This window comes from Haematospirillum jordaniae (assembly GCF_001611975.1).
In the GTDB taxonomy this organism is placed as follows: domain Bacteria; phylum Pseudomonadota; class Alphaproteobacteria; order Rhodospirillales; family Rhodospirillaceae; genus Haematospirillum; species Haematospirillum jordaniae.
This window is the reverse complement of record NZ_CP014525.1, coordinates 2,092,504-2,109,229: the sequence shown is the minus strand read 5'-3', so window position 1 is coordinate 2,109,229 and position 16,726 is coordinate 2,092,504. Positions and strand designations below refer to the sequence as shown.

Annotated in this window: 14 protein-coding genes; 11 read left to right on the top strand and 3 right to left on the bottom strand. The window is 55.5% G+C overall.

The features are described 5' to 3' along the window. Positions 1–56: 56 nt before the first annotated feature. Positions 57–2,225: a GumC family protein gene (locus tag AY555_RS09855; RefSeq protein WP_066136221.1), complete on the bottom strand. Its 2,169-nt coding sequence runs from the start codon at positions 2,223–2,225 to the stop codon at positions 57–59. A gap of 168 nt (positions 2,226–2,393) precedes the next feature. Between AY555_RS09855 and AY555_RS09850 the strand changes: the two genes are divergently transcribed. The 5 genes from AY555_RS09850 to AY555_RS09830 are packed head-to-tail and all read left to right on the top strand — an operon-like array spanning position 2,394 to position 8,065. Then, the gene (locus AY555_RS09850; RefSeq protein WP_156483360.1) at positions 2,394–3,569 is read left to right on the top strand and encodes a hypothetical protein; all 1,176 of its coding nucleotides are present in this window, start codon (positions 2,394–2,396) and stop codon (positions 3,567–3,569) included. Further along, positions 3,554–4,912 (top strand): hypothetical protein, encoded by a 1,359-nt coding sequence (locus AY555_RS09845; RefSeq protein WP_066136216.1) that lies wholly within the window; start codon positions 3,554–3,556, stop codon positions 4,910–4,912. The genes AY555_RS09850 and AY555_RS09845 overlap by 16 nt, the downstream gene beginning before the upstream one ends. Continuing rightward, positions 4,903–6,006: a glycosyltransferase family 4 protein gene (locus tag AY555_RS09840; RefSeq protein ID WP_066136214.1), complete on the top strand. Its 1,104-nt coding sequence runs from the start codon at positions 4,903–4,905 to the stop codon at positions 6,004–6,006. The genes AY555_RS09845 and AY555_RS09840 overlap by 10 nt, the downstream gene beginning before the upstream one ends. Continuing rightward, positions 6,003–6,950, top strand: a complete 948-nt coding sequence (locus tag AY555_RS09835) for a glycosyltransferase family 9 protein (protein ID WP_066136211.1) — start codon at positions 6,003–6,005, stop codon at positions 6,948–6,950. The genes AY555_RS09840 and AY555_RS09835 overlap by 4 nt, the downstream gene beginning before the upstream one ends. After that, positions 6,938–8,065 (top strand): glycosyltransferase family 4 protein, encoded by a 1,128-nt coding sequence (locus AY555_RS09830; protein ID WP_066136209.1) that lies wholly within the window; start codon positions 6,938–6,940, stop codon positions 8,063–8,065. Before AY555_RS09835 ends, AY555_RS09830 begins: the two co-directional genes overlap by 13 nt. Here AY555_RS09830 and AY555_RS11625 read toward each other — a convergent pair. Beyond that, positions 7,996–8,766: a WecB/TagA/CpsF family glycosyltransferase gene (locus tag AY555_RS11625; RefSeq protein ID WP_082812000.1), complete on the bottom strand. Its 771-nt coding sequence runs from the start codon at positions 8,764–8,766 to the stop codon at positions 7,996–7,998. The two genes, AY555_RS09830 and AY555_RS11625, sit on opposite strands and share 70 nt — an antisense overlap. Before the next feature lie 143 nt (positions 8,767–8,909). Between AY555_RS11625 and AY555_RS09825 the strand changes: the two genes are divergently transcribed. After that, positions 8,910–11,588 carry a coiled-coil domain-containing protein gene (locus tag AY555_RS09825; RefSeq protein ID WP_066136207.1) on the top strand — a complete coding sequence of 893 codons (2,679 nt, stop codon included), beginning with the start codon at positions 8,910–8,912 and terminating at the stop codon, positions 11,586–11,588. A 31-nt stretch (positions 11,589–11,619) separates the two neighbouring features. Here the strand turns inward: AY555_RS09825 and AY555_RS09820 are convergent, their stop codons facing one another. Beyond that, on the bottom strand, positions 11,620–12,096 hold the full coding sequence (locus AY555_RS09820) for an arginine repressor (protein ID WP_066136205.1): 477 nt from the start codon (positions 12,094–12,096) through the stop codon (positions 11,620–11,622). A 121-nt stretch (positions 12,097–12,217) separates the two neighbouring features. Between AY555_RS09820 and AY555_RS09815 the strand changes: the two genes are divergently transcribed. From AY555_RS09815 to argH, 5 genes are read left to right on the top strand one after another with little or no spacing between them, the layout of a single operon-like run. Continuing rightward, positions 12,218–12,958 (top strand): transporter substrate-binding domain-containing protein, encoded by a 741-nt coding sequence (locus AY555_RS09815; protein ID WP_066136202.1) that lies wholly within the window; start codon positions 12,218–12,220, stop codon positions 12,956–12,958. After that, entirely contained in the window at positions 12,958–13,590 is a 633-nt protein-coding gene (locus tag AY555_RS09810; RefSeq protein WP_209315751.1) for an amino acid ABC transporter permease, read from the top strand. Before AY555_RS09815 ends, AY555_RS09810 begins: the two co-directional genes overlap by 1 nt. After that, a complete protein-coding gene (locus tag AY555_RS09805; protein WP_066136198.1) occupies positions 13,577–14,245 on the top strand; it encodes an amino acid ABC transporter ATP-binding protein in 669 nt (222 codons plus the stop codon). Before AY555_RS09810 ends, AY555_RS09805 begins: the two co-directional genes overlap by 14 nt. Then, positions 14,242–15,474: an argininosuccinate synthase gene (locus tag AY555_RS09800; RefSeq protein ID WP_066136196.1), complete on the top strand. Its 1,233-nt coding sequence runs from the start codon at positions 14,242–14,244 to the stop codon at positions 15,472–15,474. The genes AY555_RS09805 and AY555_RS09800 overlap by 4 nt, the downstream gene beginning before the upstream one ends. Then, on the top strand, positions 15,471–16,712 hold the full coding sequence (argH, locus tag AY555_RS09795) for an argininosuccinate lyase (protein WP_066136193.1): 1,242 nt from the start codon (positions 15,471–15,473) through the stop codon (positions 16,710–16,712). Before AY555_RS09800 ends, argH begins: the two co-directional genes overlap by 4 nt. Positions 16,713–16,726 lie beyond the last annotated feature (14 nt).

Here is a 16,726-nt window from a genome sequence, read left to right as displayed (position 1 = left end):
TCGTTGAACCCAGCAGCAGTATCAGTCCATAGATCATGGCAGGAAGGCGGTTCTTCTTAGTATGCATAGTATTCTTGATAGGCGGAATAATGCTTACGATACCCACCATAGCCATACGTTGCCTGTTTACGCAGGTCGATCATGGTCATAACAGCCATGAGAGGGACACCGGCACCGGAGGCATCGAGCAGTTCCAAGGCTTGCTGGATCGCGTCGTCGGGTGTGCTTTCCCAGCGCACGGCAAATAGCATGGTTTGGCAAAAGCGCGCCATAACGCGTGCATCTGCGACCGGCATAACGGGGGGCGCATCAAGAAGTACGATGTCAAAATTGTCCTGCATATAACGGAGCAAGCTCATAAAGCCCGGTCCTTCGAGAAGGTCAGGAGCCGCGGCACCGGCAATGGCGCCGGGTAAAAGGAACAGGCTGTTCTGTTGCAAGCAGATAATGCTGCTTTCCGGAGTTTGTGTGCCCGCCAGAACAGACATCAGATTTGGTGCTGAAGAATGATCCGGATCCACTGGGTTGCCTGTTGCCAGCGGCGTCAGGGCTGGGCGGCGCAGGTCGGCGTCAACAAGCAGAACCTTGCGTCCGCTGCGCGCAAGGACTTGACCAAGACGGTATACCAGCGTTGTTTTGCCCTCGCCAGGCAGGGTCGATGTGACCCCCAGTATCGATGGTCCAGGGGCATCACCGGCTGGCCATACCCGGGCGATCAGGGCTCGTAATTCTTCGGCTGTGCTACCTGGTGGCACGGTATTGCGTGGTGCTGCGGTTTCGCGGGGCATCAGTCCGGCTAGGTGAAGGCCAAGCTTCTGGGGGATATCACGTGGGTGACGCAGCTTGCGATCTAGGCGTTCGACCAAGATGGCCAGGACGAGGCCGGGCAGGAGGCCGACAAAGAAGGATGCAATAACCAGCGCACCGCGTGGTGTGCCGCCGGGGCGATCAGGAACCGGAGCGCGGGAGACAACCCGTGTATCTGGTATGTCGAGACCGGCTTGGCTGCCGGTTTCCTTCATACGCATCATAAACGTTTGGTACAGGGCACGGCTGGTTTCGGCTTCTCGTTCCAGTTCCCTGAGCTGGATCATGGCTTCGCCTTCTGTCTGCCGCTGGTTTTCCAGATCCCTGAGCTCTGCTGTCAGACTGCGTTCGCGGATGCGGGCAATCGATGCCTCATTTTCCATACTGCGTAGAATGGTAATGGCCTCGCTGGTTATACGCCGGCGCAGATCTTCAAGCTGTGCCCTAGTATCGCGGATATAGGGGTGTTTCTCTCCATAGCGTGCATTGAGATCGGCTAGTGTGCGGCTAAGCTCTGCCTCTCGCGCTTTCAGGTTCTGTACTGTGGGAGACAGAAGGACATCAGGCATGTTTTCCAGATCATCATGATTTGCAGCTAGGCGCAGGCGTTCCAGTCTTGCTTCCGTGCTGACCCGGGTTGTACGGGCCTGTACCAGTTGGTTGTTGAGATCTGTGCGCTGCTGTGCGGCCAAGGAAATCTCCCCGTTCTGTCCAAGGCCATGTGTACTCCGGAATACGGTGACTTTGGCGTCGGCTTCGTTGACAGCCTGACGCAGGTTTTCCAGACGATCATTGAGAAAGCTCGATACTGACATAACGGCTTCGGTCCTGGCCTGGCGTTGATGTTCTAGGTACAGCTCGACCAAGCGATTGGAGAGCCGTGCTGACTTGGCTGGTTCTCGCGTGCTGACAGAAATGCCGATAACCAAGGCGCGGTTCATCTGGTTGACAGATATTGCCTTGCGTACGGTATGCAGTGCAGGAGATGCGCCTGCTGGTATGGGATCAGGTTCTGGTTTCAGTGCAGCCAAGAATCCATCTAGCCATGCTGTGGATTCTTGTAGTGCAAGGGCTGGAACAAATTCTGGGTCGTTTTCCAGATCTTCAGCCTTTATCAGGGCAGAGATAAGTGCCGGAGAACGCAGAACCTCTATTTCCCCAAGTATGGAGACAGGCTCGCGTGGCAAGGCAGGGTTTACACCTGCGACACCTGTTACGTTTTCCGGCTGTCCCCGGTCTAGCATGATGACAGATGTTGCGGTGTAATGCCGCGGCATGACCGCGCCTGCAATAAGTGTCATTGCCATTAGAACAAGCGCAGGTGAGATAACAGTACGCCACCGCCGCCACAACAGCCTCAGGATGGTATCGAATGCACCATCATCCCTGTGTTGTCCTGTCACCTGAATACCGCTCACACGTTACATCTCTGTGGTAGAAAATCGCCCATTCTGTTATCACATTGATGGTGGGCGGTGAAGAATTGTGTGCCGGAATAACAGACAATGAATTCATATGGATGGACGAAACACGAACGTTCCGGTTTGAACTTTCGCAAAAGATTTTTCCTGTATTTATTTCACGTTATGCGCGTTGCGTTTTTGCGCCATGGGGCCTTTCTTCCGCGGTCGATTCTTTTTCATGTCTGTAGTGGTTGTATTGTCTTTGGCCTGTCTGTCATGGCTGTTGCTGTTCTTTCTCCAGAAGATCATGGGCGGTTTGCCCTGCTGCTGTCAGGAATGTTGGTGGGTGTCTCGATTTTAACCGCCTTGTTTCTGGATCCCTTCAGCCAGCGCGGGCGGTGTAGTCGCATGCATGGACGCATGTTGCGGGCTATCTTTGGTTGGTTTGGTCTTGCTGCATCCCTGCCGGGTACCTTGATGGTTTGCTTTTCAAGTGCGCAGTGGTTTGCCTTACCAGTTTCTGGTTTCCTTCTTTCCCCCGGTCTGGCGATTGTTTTTCTACACCGCCGCCTTATGCAGGCTGGCATCTGCACAGGTCCAAAGGTGTGGATCTGGGTTGGATTGTGTCCACTGGCCATCTGTACTCTTGTTCTGTCGGGTGACGTTACGCCGCATAACATAGTCCTTGTTCTGTCAATAACGAGCATCGGATGTCTGGCCCATTTTTCGCCTTTGCGCGTGCGTGTGCTGAAGAGTGTGTTGGCGTGGCATATGCGCAAGGGTATTTGCTTGGTACTTGCCTTGCCCGTTGCCCTAGTGGTGCAGCAAGGCCCAGTGCTGGCTGTTGCGGCTTTTCACGGGCCGGAAGGTGCTGGCGATTGGCGACGGATTCAGCTTCTGATGATGCCTGTCTTACAAGGCGTGGCATTCCTTGGAGGGTATCTACAGCCGCGCCTTGCCCGACTGGTGCGCGAAGAACAGAAAAGATTGGCCAAGACGCGTGCGCTTGTTTTTGGAGGCACCCTGTCTGGATTCTCCTGTTTGTGGTGTATCGGTCTTTGTATTACTGGGGATGATCCAGGACACTCGCGTATCCCGTTGCCAGTCCACGGTGTTGGCGTGGCAGAGGGTGTTTTGGCTTGTACCTACTTGGTGGCTGTTTCAATGGCTGCGGCTACGGGTATCTTTGTGCGTGCTAGGCAGGATAATGTGCGGGTTTTGATGGCAACGCTGTGTGCTGGTGGCGTCTGCATAGTTGGTTTACCGCTGTGCGCTTCTTCTGGCGTTGCGGCTCTCTTGGGCCTTTTGGCGTTGTCATACGCGACGAATGCAGTGGTATTGGCATGGCCGCAGCAATAGTCCTGCTGATCGGCTTGGTGTACAGTACCCTGTTATTGTATGCGGCTTGCGGTGAAGGGCACCGCTTCAGTGCAGCGTTGACAGGATTGGCCATCAATTATGGCTTGCGTCGCCTTCTGTTTCTTGACCCGTGGCTGGGGCAGAGCGAGCTGGCTTGGTACATCCTGATCATAGTAGCCGATACTTTTGTTTTTCTTGTGTTCTTTCTGGGAACGGTGAATGGCAGGTCTATCCCCGCAGATTGTGTAACTGATTATCTGGTCTTTGCTCTTCTTGCCTTGACCTTGGGGCTTGCTCTGCTGGACTCCCGTGTTCCATGGATGGTGCGTTTTGCACACTGGAAAGAAGAGTATGGCTGCCTGGTTTTCTATTTTCTGGTCCGGCAGTGTGGAGCGGAAGCCGGGACACGTTATGGATTGCCTCTGTTTCTGGTCATTGCGGGGCTTGTTTGGGGGGGCGTTCAGATGGTGGATGGGCCAAGTATGCTGGATCTGGCCTGGATTGAGTCCGGGCGTTCTGTTCTGGCCCGTGGTGGTGCCCTTGGTGTGACGGGCGCTCATGGCTTGGGCAATCTGGAGGCCGGCTGGTTACGCCCGTATGCTTTTTTTGGCAACGGAACGGACATGGGTGTCTTCATGGCGTTTTCCTGGGTTTTATGTCGTCCCCGACCTGGTGGAGTGGTCGAGATTCTGGTCCGCACAGGGTTGGCGGCTTTATGTGCGGCAGGTACGGTCCTGACGATGGTGCGTTTTACGTGGGTTGTTCTGGCCGGGGCCATGTTGGGCAGTGTTCTGGTGCAGCTGCGGTCTATCTTGGTTCGCATTTTGGTTCTGCTGCTGATCGGGATGGTATGCGTTCCTGGCCTTGAAGCCATACAGGCTGTTGCCCTTCGGTGGGAACATACCCACAGCCCTGTGGGGCGGGTCTTTGTTACGGGGACCTATCTGCAACGTTGGCACGCGCAGGTGGCTTGGCTTGATCAGGTGCTTCATAACCCGGGGGTCCTCCTTGTCGGGTATGGGTTTGGAGCCAGCGGTTCTGCCATGACCAAGTTTGCCCCGGAACAGAGTCCGCATGCGGGAGAGGTCTACCATCACAGCCGGGCCATGGATCTTGTCGAAGACGGAGGAATTGCCCTTCTGGCTCTGGTGATGGCCACCCTGCTATCAGCCAGTCGTGGTGAGAAGCGTGATGCCTTGGGGCAGGGCATGGTGTCTTTTGCCTGGTCACTGATGCTGGCATCTGTCTTCCTGGGGGGTAAATCTGTTGTGTTGGCAGCCTTGTTCTGGAGTGCGCTGGGCTTGGCGGTCAACCGGCGCTGCACGGTTATGCCATGCGTCTGATGTTGGTTACGCAATCCCTGCGCCCCTTTGGATCAGGGCAAGATGTTGCTGTCTGGCGCTTGGTGCAGGCTTTGGCGTCACATCCAGCCGTACGCCTGACGGTTGTCACGGCTGTTGCCGACAAGGCCACCCTGCCGCCGGGAATACGCCTGATCCGGTTACCCACTCTTCCGGTCTGGCATGGATCCTTACGATTTCTGACTTTCTTGCTTGTCTGGTGGATGGCCCGTCGCTGGTTGCGGCAGGGAATGGACTATGTCCTGCTCGACAGTCCCCTGTATGGGGGAGGAGACGCCGCTCTGGTCCATTTTCTGTCATCAAGCTGGTATCCACGTCTTGCTGCCGTTGTTGGGCTTGCCGGATGTGCCCGCTATTATCACGAGCGATGGCGCCACTGGATCGCCATGATGCTGGAGCGTTTTGTTCTTCACCCGTCCCGTGCTGTCTTTCTGTTTCCTGTGTCCACATCCCTTGCCCGCGATCTGGTCCGGAAGCACGGCATATCTCCGGACAGGATGCACGTTGTGCCGAATGCATCGGATCCGTATTGCTTTGTTCCCGCAATACCTCCTCCCAAGGAATCAACACGCATTCTTTTTGTCGGTGGAGCTTGGCATCGTAAGCGTCTTGACCGGGCCATTCTGGCTATCGTTCCGCTGGCGGATGATGTGGTTCTGGATGTTGTCGGGGCGGGCCCTGTGTCGCGTTGGATGGCTTTCGCGGAACGTGCCGGTGTTGGGCATCGTGTTATTTTTCACGGATTACAGCGGGACGTTGTTCCTTTTTACCAGCGGGCTTCGGTTGTGTTGATTCCCTCGGATTATGAAACCGATGGCTTGGTTGGTTGGGAAGCCCTGTGCTGCGCTGTTCCTGTGGTGGCTACACCCTCTGCTGCGGCCGGTGGTTGGCTTGTGAATGGCGTAACAGGGATAGTGGCAGAAACCGTTCCCGATATGACCCGTGCCGTGCGGCAGCTTCTTGCCAATTCGGATCGTTGTTGCCGTATGGGCCGCGTCGGGCGCTGGTTGGCTTGTCGTCGGGCACCGGATCGCGTTGCCGCCCGCTTGTTGGCCAGAATCAGGTTACACACATGACCCGTGTTCTGATTGCCCGGGTTGGGGGTATAGGGGACAGCTTGGCCTTGTTGCCTGTTTTTCTGGCCTTGAAGAAGGATCGTCCGGATCTGGATATAACCGTCTTGTTATCGCCTATTGGAGCAACTGTCCTGAATCCGGTATTGGATGGTGTGCGTGTTGTTACTGTGCCACGGGCTTCCCTGTCTGGTGTAGCAGGCTTGCGTTACGTTCCCGAACTGGTGAAGCAGGTTGGGCGTCAGGATAAAGCATTGTTGTCGTATGATGAAACGGCGGCAGTTCATGGTGTTGCGGCATGCGTTTCTCCATGCCGTGTCGGGTTTTCTTCTGGCATCAGCCGGGGAGAATGCCTGCTGACACATCGCCTGCCATTTGATCCGCACCGTCCTGTTTACGATATGCTGTACGACCTAGCCCGTTTCATGGGGGGCGTGTGCCCTGTTATGCATTCGGTCCGTTTGCCCGGGCGCGTGGAAGGTGCCTCTGCCTACGGAGAGCTTCATGTACGAGCTGCAACGTCCTTGCAGGAATGGGATGTCATGCATCGGCTTGCTCCGTATCTGGAAGCTGCGACGGGATTCCCTTGGCTTGTCCGTCGAGGTGTTGAGGATAGACGTTCCTTTGGTGACTTTCTGGCCGGGATAGCCGGTGCCCGTGCTGTGGTTAGTGTGCATAGTGGCCCGCTGCATCTGGCCGCTGCGCTGGGTGTACCGGTTATAGGGATTGCCGGCCCGACGGCATGGGCTTGGGATCCCCCTGGCGTTCCTGTCCTGCGTCTTGGGCCAAAGTGTCAGCCCTGTGGTTTGCCTGGTGCACCGGCAAGAGTTTGTTGGCGCGGTGATCATGCCTGTTTGTCGCAGCTCTTGCCCCGCATGGTCATGAAGTCTCTGTTGCCGGTTTTGCATGCACAGCTCCAGGGTACGGTGTCGCCATGCGCGTTTTGATGTTTCATGCCCGCTATCGCCTTGCGGGAGGCGAAGATGTTTCGGTTGAGCTTGAGGCTGCACGTTTACGTTCTGCCGGTGTGCAGGTTACGCAGATGATTGCACCCGCCCTAGGGCGTGGCGGAACGGTGTGGCCCGGCGTATGGGGGCATCGTGTCGCCCGTATGCTGGAGCACGGTTCATTTGATCTGTTACACGTCCAGAATTTCTTTCCGGCAGCGACAACAGCCGTACACCATGCTGCTTTTTATCGTGGAATTCCCGTTGTCCAGCATCTGCGTAATGCCCGTCTGCTGTGTCCATCTGCAACATTGTGGCGGGGCGAGGGCTTGTGTGTGGCGTGTCGTGGTTCTCCTCTTCCGGGGATTTATCATGGTTGCTGGCGCAACAGCCGAATGCAGACTTTGTTGTCTGCGTACATGGTGCGTTGGCAGCGCAAGACTTGGGACCAGATTTCTGCTTTTGTTACGCCCTCGGCTTTTTTGTGCGATATTCTGGCCCCGGTCCTTGATCGCAGCAAAGCTGTTGTTGTACCGAATAGTGTGCCGGATCTGGTTCCCTGTCCCCCCGCACAGCGCAGCGGAGTTGTGTATGCAGGGCGCTTGTCACCCGAGAAGGGTGTTGGTGTTTTTCTTCAGGCTGTTCGGGCACTTGATCCCTCTGTTCCTGTCAGTATCTATGGGACAGGGCCGATGGAAGCGCAGGCTCGGGCTTGTGACCGGATCAAGGTCTATGGGCATGTACCGGTTGCCGACATCTATCGTGCAATAGAGAAGGCACAGGTTGTTGTGGTTCCCTCCCTCTGGCCAGAGCCTTTCGGGCGTACGGCACTAGAAGGCATGGCGGCCGGTGCAGCTGTTGTTGCCTCGGCTGTCGGGGGGCTGCCCGAGGTTCTTGGCCCTACAGGTTTCCTCGTTCCGCCCGGGGACCCAGATGCTCTGACAACGGCAATTCAGAGGGCCTTGATTGATTATCTGGCAGTTGGGGCTGAGGGGTATCGACGTGCGCGATCCTTGTTCACCAGTATAGATCCGTTGCTGGAGGTTTATCGGCGCTGTATTGAACAGAGTTCCCGAAAGACCAGCCAGCTGAACCGCGGTATGGTTTTGACATAGCGGGGTATCAGGCGTCTTGGTTCCATGGCCATCCGCCACAGCCATTCTAGCCCCAGTGGGTGCAAAAAGCGCGGTGCTTGGCGTACTGTGCCAGCCAGAAAATTGAATGCGGCGCCAACCCCCAGAATTACCTTCGCATTTAGGTAAGGGTGATGGGTCGCAATCCATAAATCTTGTTTTGGCGTTCCTAGGCCAACCCACAACAGGTCTGCGTTCATGGCATTCAGCCTTTGGACCAGCCCCAAATCCAAGCGTGACCCATCCGTAATATTGGGTGCCAGCATGCCGGCAACAGACAGGTTCGGGAAGGATGTGGCAAGTTTTTCCGCAACACCCGGTGCTCCACCCAGAAAAGCATGTCTGAGCGGGCTCTGTGTTCTGAGAGAGCACAGAATGTGCATGATATCCGGCCCATAGGCGCGCCGGGCTGAGGAATATCCCCGTGTGCGGGCGATCCAGACTAAGGGCATGCCGTCAGGCAGGACTAGATCGGCCAAGTGTTCCAGTTGGCGTATGTCCTGTATATCCCGCCCCGCAAGTAGGCTATGCACATCTCTGAACAGGACAAGAGCAGGGCGTTCCGGGTTGCCTTGTGCCCAGAGCACAATCTGCCTTGAGGCCTGATGCGGAGAGAAAAGTGACAGGGGGCACCCCAGAATAGGCATCCGTGTTCGGGGCGCAGAAACCGGCGTAGGCAGCACGGCGTGACTCTTGTTGAATTGTCTCGGAAACACGATACTGCGCAGATTATATTGATCCGGCAACAATTTTGCCTGACTGTAGTAGCGTTTCTGTTTCAGGGCATGAGATACAGATACCCGGAGCGGAGCGGGCAGGAGGTGTCATGACCGATAATGTGCAATCGGACGAGCGTGAGGCAGGGGAGATCTGTGTTGATCCGGTCAAGCCGCAGATCGTGCGCTTCAAGCTTCAGGCTCCGCATCCTAGTGCTCCTTCTTCCGGGCAGAATATGGGTGGCGCGGGTAAAGCAGGTGCGCAGTTCGTTGGTGCCAGTGTGGATGCACCCACGTCTGTTCGTCCGGCTCTCTTTCTCGATACAGGTTCTGCTTCTGAATTGTCTGCCGCGTCTGCTTTGGTGCCCGATGAGCCGGAATCCCCGTTTGCCATACGGTTTGCAACCTTGGTCAGTCTGGTGTGGACATCGGTTGGGGCTTGGTGGGGCAGTGGTGTTTTCGGTCCCGTTCCGGATCTGGGACGTTTGCCGCCAATTGAGGTAGCGGCCTTGTCGGCTGTTTATGTTCTGCCTTTGATGTTTTTGTGGCTTATGGTCGCTTTCTTCCGGCGTGGTGCACAGATCCACCGCGAGGCACAGGTTCTGCGTGCCCAATTGGCTTTGCTGACGTACCCGGCAGACCATGCGAAGAACCAGGTTGCGACGGTGGCCGGTGCTTTACGGGCGCAGGCCATAGAGTTGTCGGAAGCAACCTATGCCGCGGCAAGCCAGGCTTCTGCCCTGCGCGATATCTTGGGGCGCGAAACGCGCGAGCTGGCGCATATGATCCAGGACGTTGATACCCGAACAACCCCGGCGCTTGAGCGCGCAGCCAGTCAGGTCCGTCAGGTTTCAGAGCTTGTGGAGAAAGTCCGGGACGTTACGGCCACTCTGGACTCCTCCCTGTCACATCACTACGCGAGTTTGACCGAAGCTGCCCGCCAGGCCGACACCTCGGCGGAGGGATTGGCAGCGTCACTGGGGCGTCAGTGTGAGCAGTTGGCAGTTCTTGGTACAGATCTGGCGGAGCGCAACCGGGTTGTTGATGATCTGGTAACGCGTCAGGATGCGTTACTGGCTTCTGCAAAGGTGTCTGCAGATACCTTCAATCACGCGGCAACCACCCTGATGGTTGGCGCAGCTAAGGCAACGCACGGCCTGACCAAGCGGGCGGAGGCAATTGACAACGTTATCCTGACCATGACGGAGCGGGCGCGTTCCTTGGCTGATGCCACCGCTGTTGTCATACAGCAGATGAATGAGCTGGGTGATGGCGTGGACCGCAGGGCGGATGTCTTGCACAATCGCCAGCAGGACATTACCCGCAGTGCACATGCCGCTGCTCAGGAACTTGATGCGGCAGCAGCTACGGCGATTGGCGACTTCAATGCATTCCGCGATGTGACAACGGATGCCCTAGAGGGGGCCCACGCCGCTGCGGCGGCCATTCGTGATACGGCAGCTCATGCAGAAGGTGTGCGCCGCCTTTTGCATAATCAGGCCAAGGGGTTGGAGGATGCTGCCCGTCGTATGGGAGAAGAGGTCCGCAATACGGGCGTGGCCTGTGACGAGCAGGGGCAGGTGGTATCGCAGGCAACAGACCGGGCAACAGAACGGATTCGCCACTTGGCTGATCTTCTCAGTCGCAGTGCTGTTGATATTACCCGGACAACGGCGCGTTCGGTTGTCGAGATCGAGACTGTGACCGAAGCCATGAAGCAAAGTGGTGGCGCGGCCATAGATGCCTCGCGGGAGATCCAGGAGGCGACGCGTGCCGTTGCAGCTGAGTCTGATCATGCTGTCAGCCGTGTCCGGGCTGCGACCGATGGTATGGCAAGCGGGGTCAGTGCCCTTGCTGCTGCCGGGCAGGCATTTGGCGATGAAGCTGCCCGAATTGGCGAGGCTGCAAATGCTACAATTGTAACCATTCGCACGCTTGCTGCTGACTTGTCTGCTGAAACCCGCCGGTTTGGCGAGACGGCAGATGGGGCCCTGTTGCGTGCTGATGCCGTCCGTGGTGCCTTGGCTGCAGCTTTGGCCAGTTTTGAGGCCACCATAGATGGCGGTGTCGAAAGAGTGGAAACGGCTGGTGTTCGCCTGACCAGCGGGGCAAACGATTTTGCTGTCTCTGCCCGTACGACGATGGAGACCCTGAACGGAGCCGGGGGTACGTTACGGGCGCAGGTTGATGCCTTGAGCCGTGCAACAGATGAAGCGGCAGACCGGTTGCAGGGTGTCACCCGCTCACTGGGGGAGAGTGGTGATATTGTTGCCCGGATCAGCGCCACGGTGACCGAAAAAGCAAGTCGGGCCGGTGATGAGTTTGCGCGACGCGCCAGTGCGCTGGCTGCTGCGGCCGAGGAAGCCAAGGAGCGCGCCAGCGAGTTGATGGTTGTGCGTCAAGATGTTGATGTGCAGCGCTTCCTGACCGAAACATCGTATGTGATTGAGCGTCTTCAGGCTACGGCGGTAGACATTACACGGCTGTTTACGCCATCGGTGGAGGAAGATCTGTGGAAGCGCTTTTACAAGGGCGAGCAAAACGTCTTCCTCCACCATGCTGCCCGCACGATTACGCGTTCACAGGTTCAGGCCATCAAAAAGCTATACTCCGAAAACCGCGAGTTTCGTCAATATGCATCCCGTTATGTCACCGAGTTTGAGTCTCTTCTGAAGGGAGCAAGAAGCAATGATCGTGGTGATGTGCTGACGGCTGTCTTCACCAGTTCCGATATGGGGCGTCTTTATATTGTGCTGGCACGTGCGATTGGTCGTATCGGTGGGGATTGATGAAGAGTGAACAGGGTCTGATGACCCTTTCTTATGTTTGGGGGATGGTCGGGCGATCAAGGTAAGGAAAGTCAGCGCACAGATGGTCCAGTGCCACTTCCAAGGCTGATTTACTCTCGATAATGATCAGAATGGTGTCATCGCCGGCAATGGTCCCTAGGATTCCCGCGTGATCGCTGTCCTTTTGTGATGAGGATTGTACGTACTTCTGATCAAGGGCATAGGCAATGCTGTTGGCTTGTCCTGGGTGTGTATGCAGGATAATAAGCCCAAGGGCCGAGACCTGTATGCCCTTGATGACGGGAAGGGTTCCCTGAAAAACCTCAAGGCTTTTGTACTGCCCCGATACCTTCGCGATATTTAGCTTTTTAAGCCGCCTGGACAGTGTGGCTTGCGGAATCTTGTAGCCTCTTCTCTCCAGAATCTCCTGAATTTCACTTTGTTCATAGATGGCATGGCTCTGGATAATATTCAAAATATGCCCATCAAGGGCGGGTTCATGCGTCATTTCACGCTCCTCGTGTGACTTTATATTCATATTTTTGAGACTATAGCCGGATTGCCCTTGACGCTGCAATAGATGCGCTCTTATAGTCAAAATATGAATATAAAATGAATGAGGCTTCGTTGTGAACAAGGTGCTGTCTGCTGTTTTTGTCGCTTTGTCTCTTCTATCAGCTTGCTCTGAAGAGAATCATACTGAAGTAATACGTTTTGCAACCTCGGCAGAATATCCACCTTTTGAATACAGGGAGGGTGATGAGGTAAAAGGTTTTGATATCGATCTGGCCCGCGCTATTGCTGCAAAGCTGGGTAAGACCGCGGTCTTTGAGGATATGCAGTTCAGCACGGTTCTGGCCGCACTTCAAAGCGGGACCGTCGATGCGGCGATCTCGACCATCAGTATTACAGAGGAGCGCAAGAAGAGTTTCGACTTCTCGAAAGGCTATTATACGGAAAGCTTGTCGGTTGTTTATCCGCTACAAGATCCTGTTTCTTCTATTGATGACTTAAATAATAAGACGATCGCTTGTCAGCTGGGCTCGACTATGGAGATCTGGCTGAGAGAGCATGTGCCTAGTGCGAACATCATGGCGATGGACAACAATAACCAAGCAATAGAAGCTTTGAAGGCCGGGCATGTTGATCTGGTTTTGATTGACAGTATCCAGGCGGTTGAATTTTCTGCCAGAAACCCGGTTCTGGGTTCTTCGGTGATCAGTTACTCTGATACGGGCTATGGCATTGCCTTCCCCAAGGGATCGCCACTTCATGCGCTGGTTGACCAAGCGCTGACCGAACTGGAGGAAAGCGGCGAGCTTGCGCAGCTGAAACAAAAGTGGCTTGGGGATTCAGCATGGAAGAGCTGATGTCCCATGTCCTTTTTATCGGCAAGGGTGTTGCCCTGACTCTGCAGCTTTTGGCAGGGGGGCTGTTGCTGGGTTTTTCCCTAGCCGTTGTGATCAGCATACTGAGGTACAGGGGTTTCGGGGTTGCCGTGATTGACCGGTGGGTTTCTGTTCTCCGGGGCACACCGCTTATCCTGCAGCTTGCCTTTGTCTATTTTGCTCTTCCGGGTGTCCTTGGGATCAAGTTCAGCGTACTGGCAGCCGGAATACTGACCTTTGGTCTGAATGCATCCGCTTACATTGCCGAAATTCTGCGCTCGGGTATCGAGAGTTTACCTCCCGGGCAGTTTGAGGCCTCTCGCACCCTAGAAATACCAAATTTCTACATGTGGAAGGATATTATTCTCCCTCAGGTTCTGCGTAATGTTTTTCCGGCCATGGTTAACGAGGTGATTGCCTTGCTCAAGGAAACGGCACTGATTGGTACGATCAGTGGCTTGGATATCATGCGGATGGCCCAGATTTTGGGAGCAGAGCGTTTCACCTACTTCCTGCCACTGTGTATTGCGGGTGCCTATTACTACCTTCTGGTCCTCTTGATCGAGCATTTCGGCCGCAAGGTCGAGAAGAGAGGCTTTTATGCTCAGGCTTGAGACCGTATCGAAATCCTTCGGGAGTACAGTGATCCTGGATCGGCTGGATCTGGACATTGAGAAAGGTAGCATTATCGGATTGGCAGGCCCATCGGGCAGCGGGAAATCAACCCTGCTCCGGCTTCTCCAGAAGCTGGAGAAGCCGGATTCCGGTATCATTCACTGCAATGGCCGGACAGGCTTCATGTTTCAGGACTTCCAGCTTTTTCCGCATATGACGGTTCTGGACAATGTTCTCTATGCACCACGATTACGGGGCAAGGGGGCTGCGTGTTCTGAGCGTGCCTCCGTTCTGCTGGAACACTTAGGGCTGACGTCCAGGATTGCCGCGTATCCACGGCACTTATCTGGTGGCCAGAAGCAAAGGGTTGCCTTGGCCCGTACCTTGATGATGGAGCCGGATATTGTGCTGTGCGACGAGCCGACGTCCGGTCTTGATGTGGCTTCGACATCCGGTGTGGCGGAGCTGCTGGGCTCTGTCCGGGATATGGGCGTGACCATGGTTATTGCATCCCACGACCTAGACTTTCTGGCCCGTGTTGCCGACCGCGTCGTGCTTCTGAGAAACGGCAGGATCGCCGTGGATACCCTTATCTCTGATCTGGATGACCCCGTTGGGTATCTGGAGTCTTTTTATCAGGAACAGGAAGAATGAAAGACAATCCGGACAAAATCGTTCTGGCCTATTCGGGTGGCCTTGATACCTCTGTCATGATTCCGTGGCTGAAGGAGCATTATCCGAATGCCGAGATTACCGCTGTTACCGTCGATCTGGGGCAGGGGGAAGACTTGCAGGCCATCCGTGACAAGGCGTTGCGGACAGGGGCTTATCATGCTGTTGTGGTGGATGTTCGCAAGGCATTCGTAACGGATTATGTATGGCCTCTTGTCAAGGCGGGTGCTTTGTACGAGGAGCAGTATGTCTTGGGGACCATTTCCCGCCCCTTGATTGCGCAAAAGTTGGTCGAGGTGGCCCGTTCCACCGGTGCATCAGCCATTGTGCATGGCGCGACCGGGAAGGGGAATGACCAGGTTCGGTTTGAGTACACCATTAATGCGCTGGCGCCGGACATCAAGGTTATTGCCCCTTGGAGGAGCTGGTCTATCACATCACGCCAGGATGCCATTCGCTATGCCCAGACACATGGTGTTGAGGTCCCGGTCAGCCCGTCGTCGCCCTATTCCCGTGACCGGAACATCTGGTTTGTGTCCCATGAAGGGGGATGTCTAGAAAGGCTGGATACAGGACAGCCTGATGACGTGTTGCTGATGACCGAGGTGCTGGAGAAAGCGTCTGCTGATGCAGAGTTTCTTTCTCTTGAGTTTGTGCAGGGGGTACCGGTTGCCCTGGATAGCGTTCCCATGGATCCCGTATCCCTTCTTTCTGCCTTGAACGCGCGTGCGGGCCGGCATGGTATCGGGGTCGCCGACATTATTGAAAGCCGCCTGGTTGGCATGAAGGTAAGGGGCATTTACGAATCGCCTGCTGCTGCCGTTCTGTACAAGGCTCATCATATCCTGGAAACAGCCTGTCTTGACCGGGCCATGCTGCGGTTGAAGCAGTCCATGAAGCCTGCCTATGCTGATCTGGTATACGAAGGACAATGGTTCTCCCAAAGTCGGGAGGCACTGGATGCTTTTTTCAATGAAACCCAGAAGAACGTGACCGGGACCGTTACTGTGCGCCTGTACAAGGGGAATGTTCAGTATGCGGGCTTGAAATCTCCCTGCAGTCTTTATAATGCGGACTTGGCTACGTTCGAGGAAGACAGCCTGTATAACCAAGCCGATGCGCAGGGGTTCATCAACCTTTTCTCCTTGCCGGCCAAGGTGTACGGCATGGTGCACCGGCAGTCTAGAACGCAGGAGGAGGTTCCGGCATGACCAACGCAGTCTGGGGTGGGCGTTTCCGCAAGCCGATGGACCCGAGTGTTGCCCGTTTCAATGCATCCCTGCCATTTGACTGCCGCCTGTATCGGTTTGATATCGAAGGTAGCCGAGTTCATGCGCGCATGCTGGCCCGGCAAGGTCTGATTACGCCGCAGGATGCTGACGACATAGATGCAGGTCTGGCTGAGATCCTTGGGGAACTGGAGCAGGGGGGAATCCCGTCTGAATCCACGGCTGAAGACATTCACATGTTCGTCGAGCAGCGCCTGATCGAAAAGATTGGTGATACCGGTAAGAAGCTGCATACCGGGCGGAGCCGGAATGATCAGGTTGCGCTGGATTTGCGTCTGTATGCCCGTGATGCCGGACAAAAGGTACAAGGGTATCTACAGGCCGTACATGCAACCTTGTTGAAGCTTGAGGAGCGTCACATCAATGATGCCATGCCGGGGTATACGCACCTGCAGCAGGCCCAGCCTGTTCCGTTGGGGCGATGCTTCGGCGCGTGGGCAGCTATGTTCGGGCGTGATATCGGGCGGTTGAAGGATTGGAAAAGTCGGATGAACCAGTGCCCCCTTGGAGCAGGGGCCTTGGCGGGCAGTACCTTGCCTCTGGACCGTTCCTTTGTTGCATCCGAGCTTGGCTTTGATGGCGTTATTGAAAACACGATTGATGCCGTCAGCGACCGCGACTACATCATCGAGTTTCATGGCGTGGCTGCTCTCGTGATGATGCATCTGTCACGGCTTGCCGAAGACATGATTGTATGGGCCAGCACCGAGTTCGGTTTTGTTGTTCTGGATGACGCTTTTTCTACCGGATCATCCTTGATGCCCAACAAGAAAAACCCCGATGTTTTCGAGCTTGTTCGTGGAAAGAGCGGGCGGGTGTTCGGGAACCTTATGAGTATGCTGACGGTGATGAAGGCTCTGCCGTTGAGTTACAACAAGGATATGCAGGAAGACAAGGAAGGTTTGTTTGATACCGTTGATACCTTGGTTGCATGTCTTGGGATCATGCCGGCCCTTCTGGAGTCCCTTATCTTCAGGACGGATGCCATGTGTCGTGCGGCAGAGTCAGGCTATCTGGATGCAACCCGCATTCTTGAGGACTTGGTACGACAAGGCGTTCCCTTCCGTGATGCCCATCACCGCGTTGGTGCCTGGGTGGCTGAGGCAATGGACCGGGGGTGTCCCTTGCGTGAGGTTATGGAAACGCAAATGACATCCTGATCAAGGTAGGCACG

Excerpts from the sequence above, each read along its gene's own strand:
- AY555_RS09850 (WP_156483360.1), top strand. The coding sequence starts at position 2,394 with ATGCGCGTTGCGTTTTTGCGCCATGGGGCCTTTCTTCCGCGGTCGATT.
- AY555_RS09845 (WP_066136216.1), top strand. The coding sequence starts at position 3,554 with ATGGCCGCAGCAATAGTCCTGCTGATCGGCTTGGTGTACAGTACCCTG.
- AY555_RS09840 (WP_066136214.1), top strand. The coding sequence starts at position 4,903 with ATGCGTCTGATGTTGGTTACGCAATCCCTGCGCCCCTTTGGATCAGGG.
- AY555_RS09835 (WP_066136211.1), top strand. The coding sequence starts at position 6,003 with ATGACCCGTGTTCTGATTGCCCGGGTTGGGGGTATAGGGGACAGCTTG.
- AY555_RS09830 (WP_066136209.1), top strand. The coding sequence starts at position 6,938 with ATGCGCGTTTTGATGTTTCATGCCCGCTATCGCCTTGCGGGAGGCGAA.
- AY555_RS09825 (WP_066136207.1), top strand. The coding sequence starts at position 8,910 with ATGACCGATAATGTGCAATCGGACGAGCGTGAGGCAGGGGAGATCTGT.
- AY555_RS09820 (WP_066136205.1), bottom strand. The coding sequence starts at position 12,096 with ATGACGCATGAACCCGCCCTTGATGGGCATATTTTGAATATTATCCAG.
- AY555_RS09810 (WP_209315751.1), top strand. The coding sequence starts at position 12,958 with ATGTCCCATGTCCTTTTTATCGGCAAGGGTGTTGCCCTGACTCTGCAG.
- AY555_RS09805 (WP_066136198.1), top strand. The coding sequence starts at position 13,577 with ATGCTCAGGCTTGAGACCGTATCGAAATCCTTCGGGAGTACAGTGATC.
- AY555_RS09800 (WP_066136196.1), top strand. The coding sequence starts at position 14,242 with ATGAAAGACAATCCGGACAAAATCGTTCTGGCCTATTCGGGTGGCCTT.
- argH (WP_066136193.1), top strand. The coding sequence starts at position 15,471 with ATGACCAACGCAGTCTGGGGTGGGCGTTTCCGCAAGCCGATGGACCCG.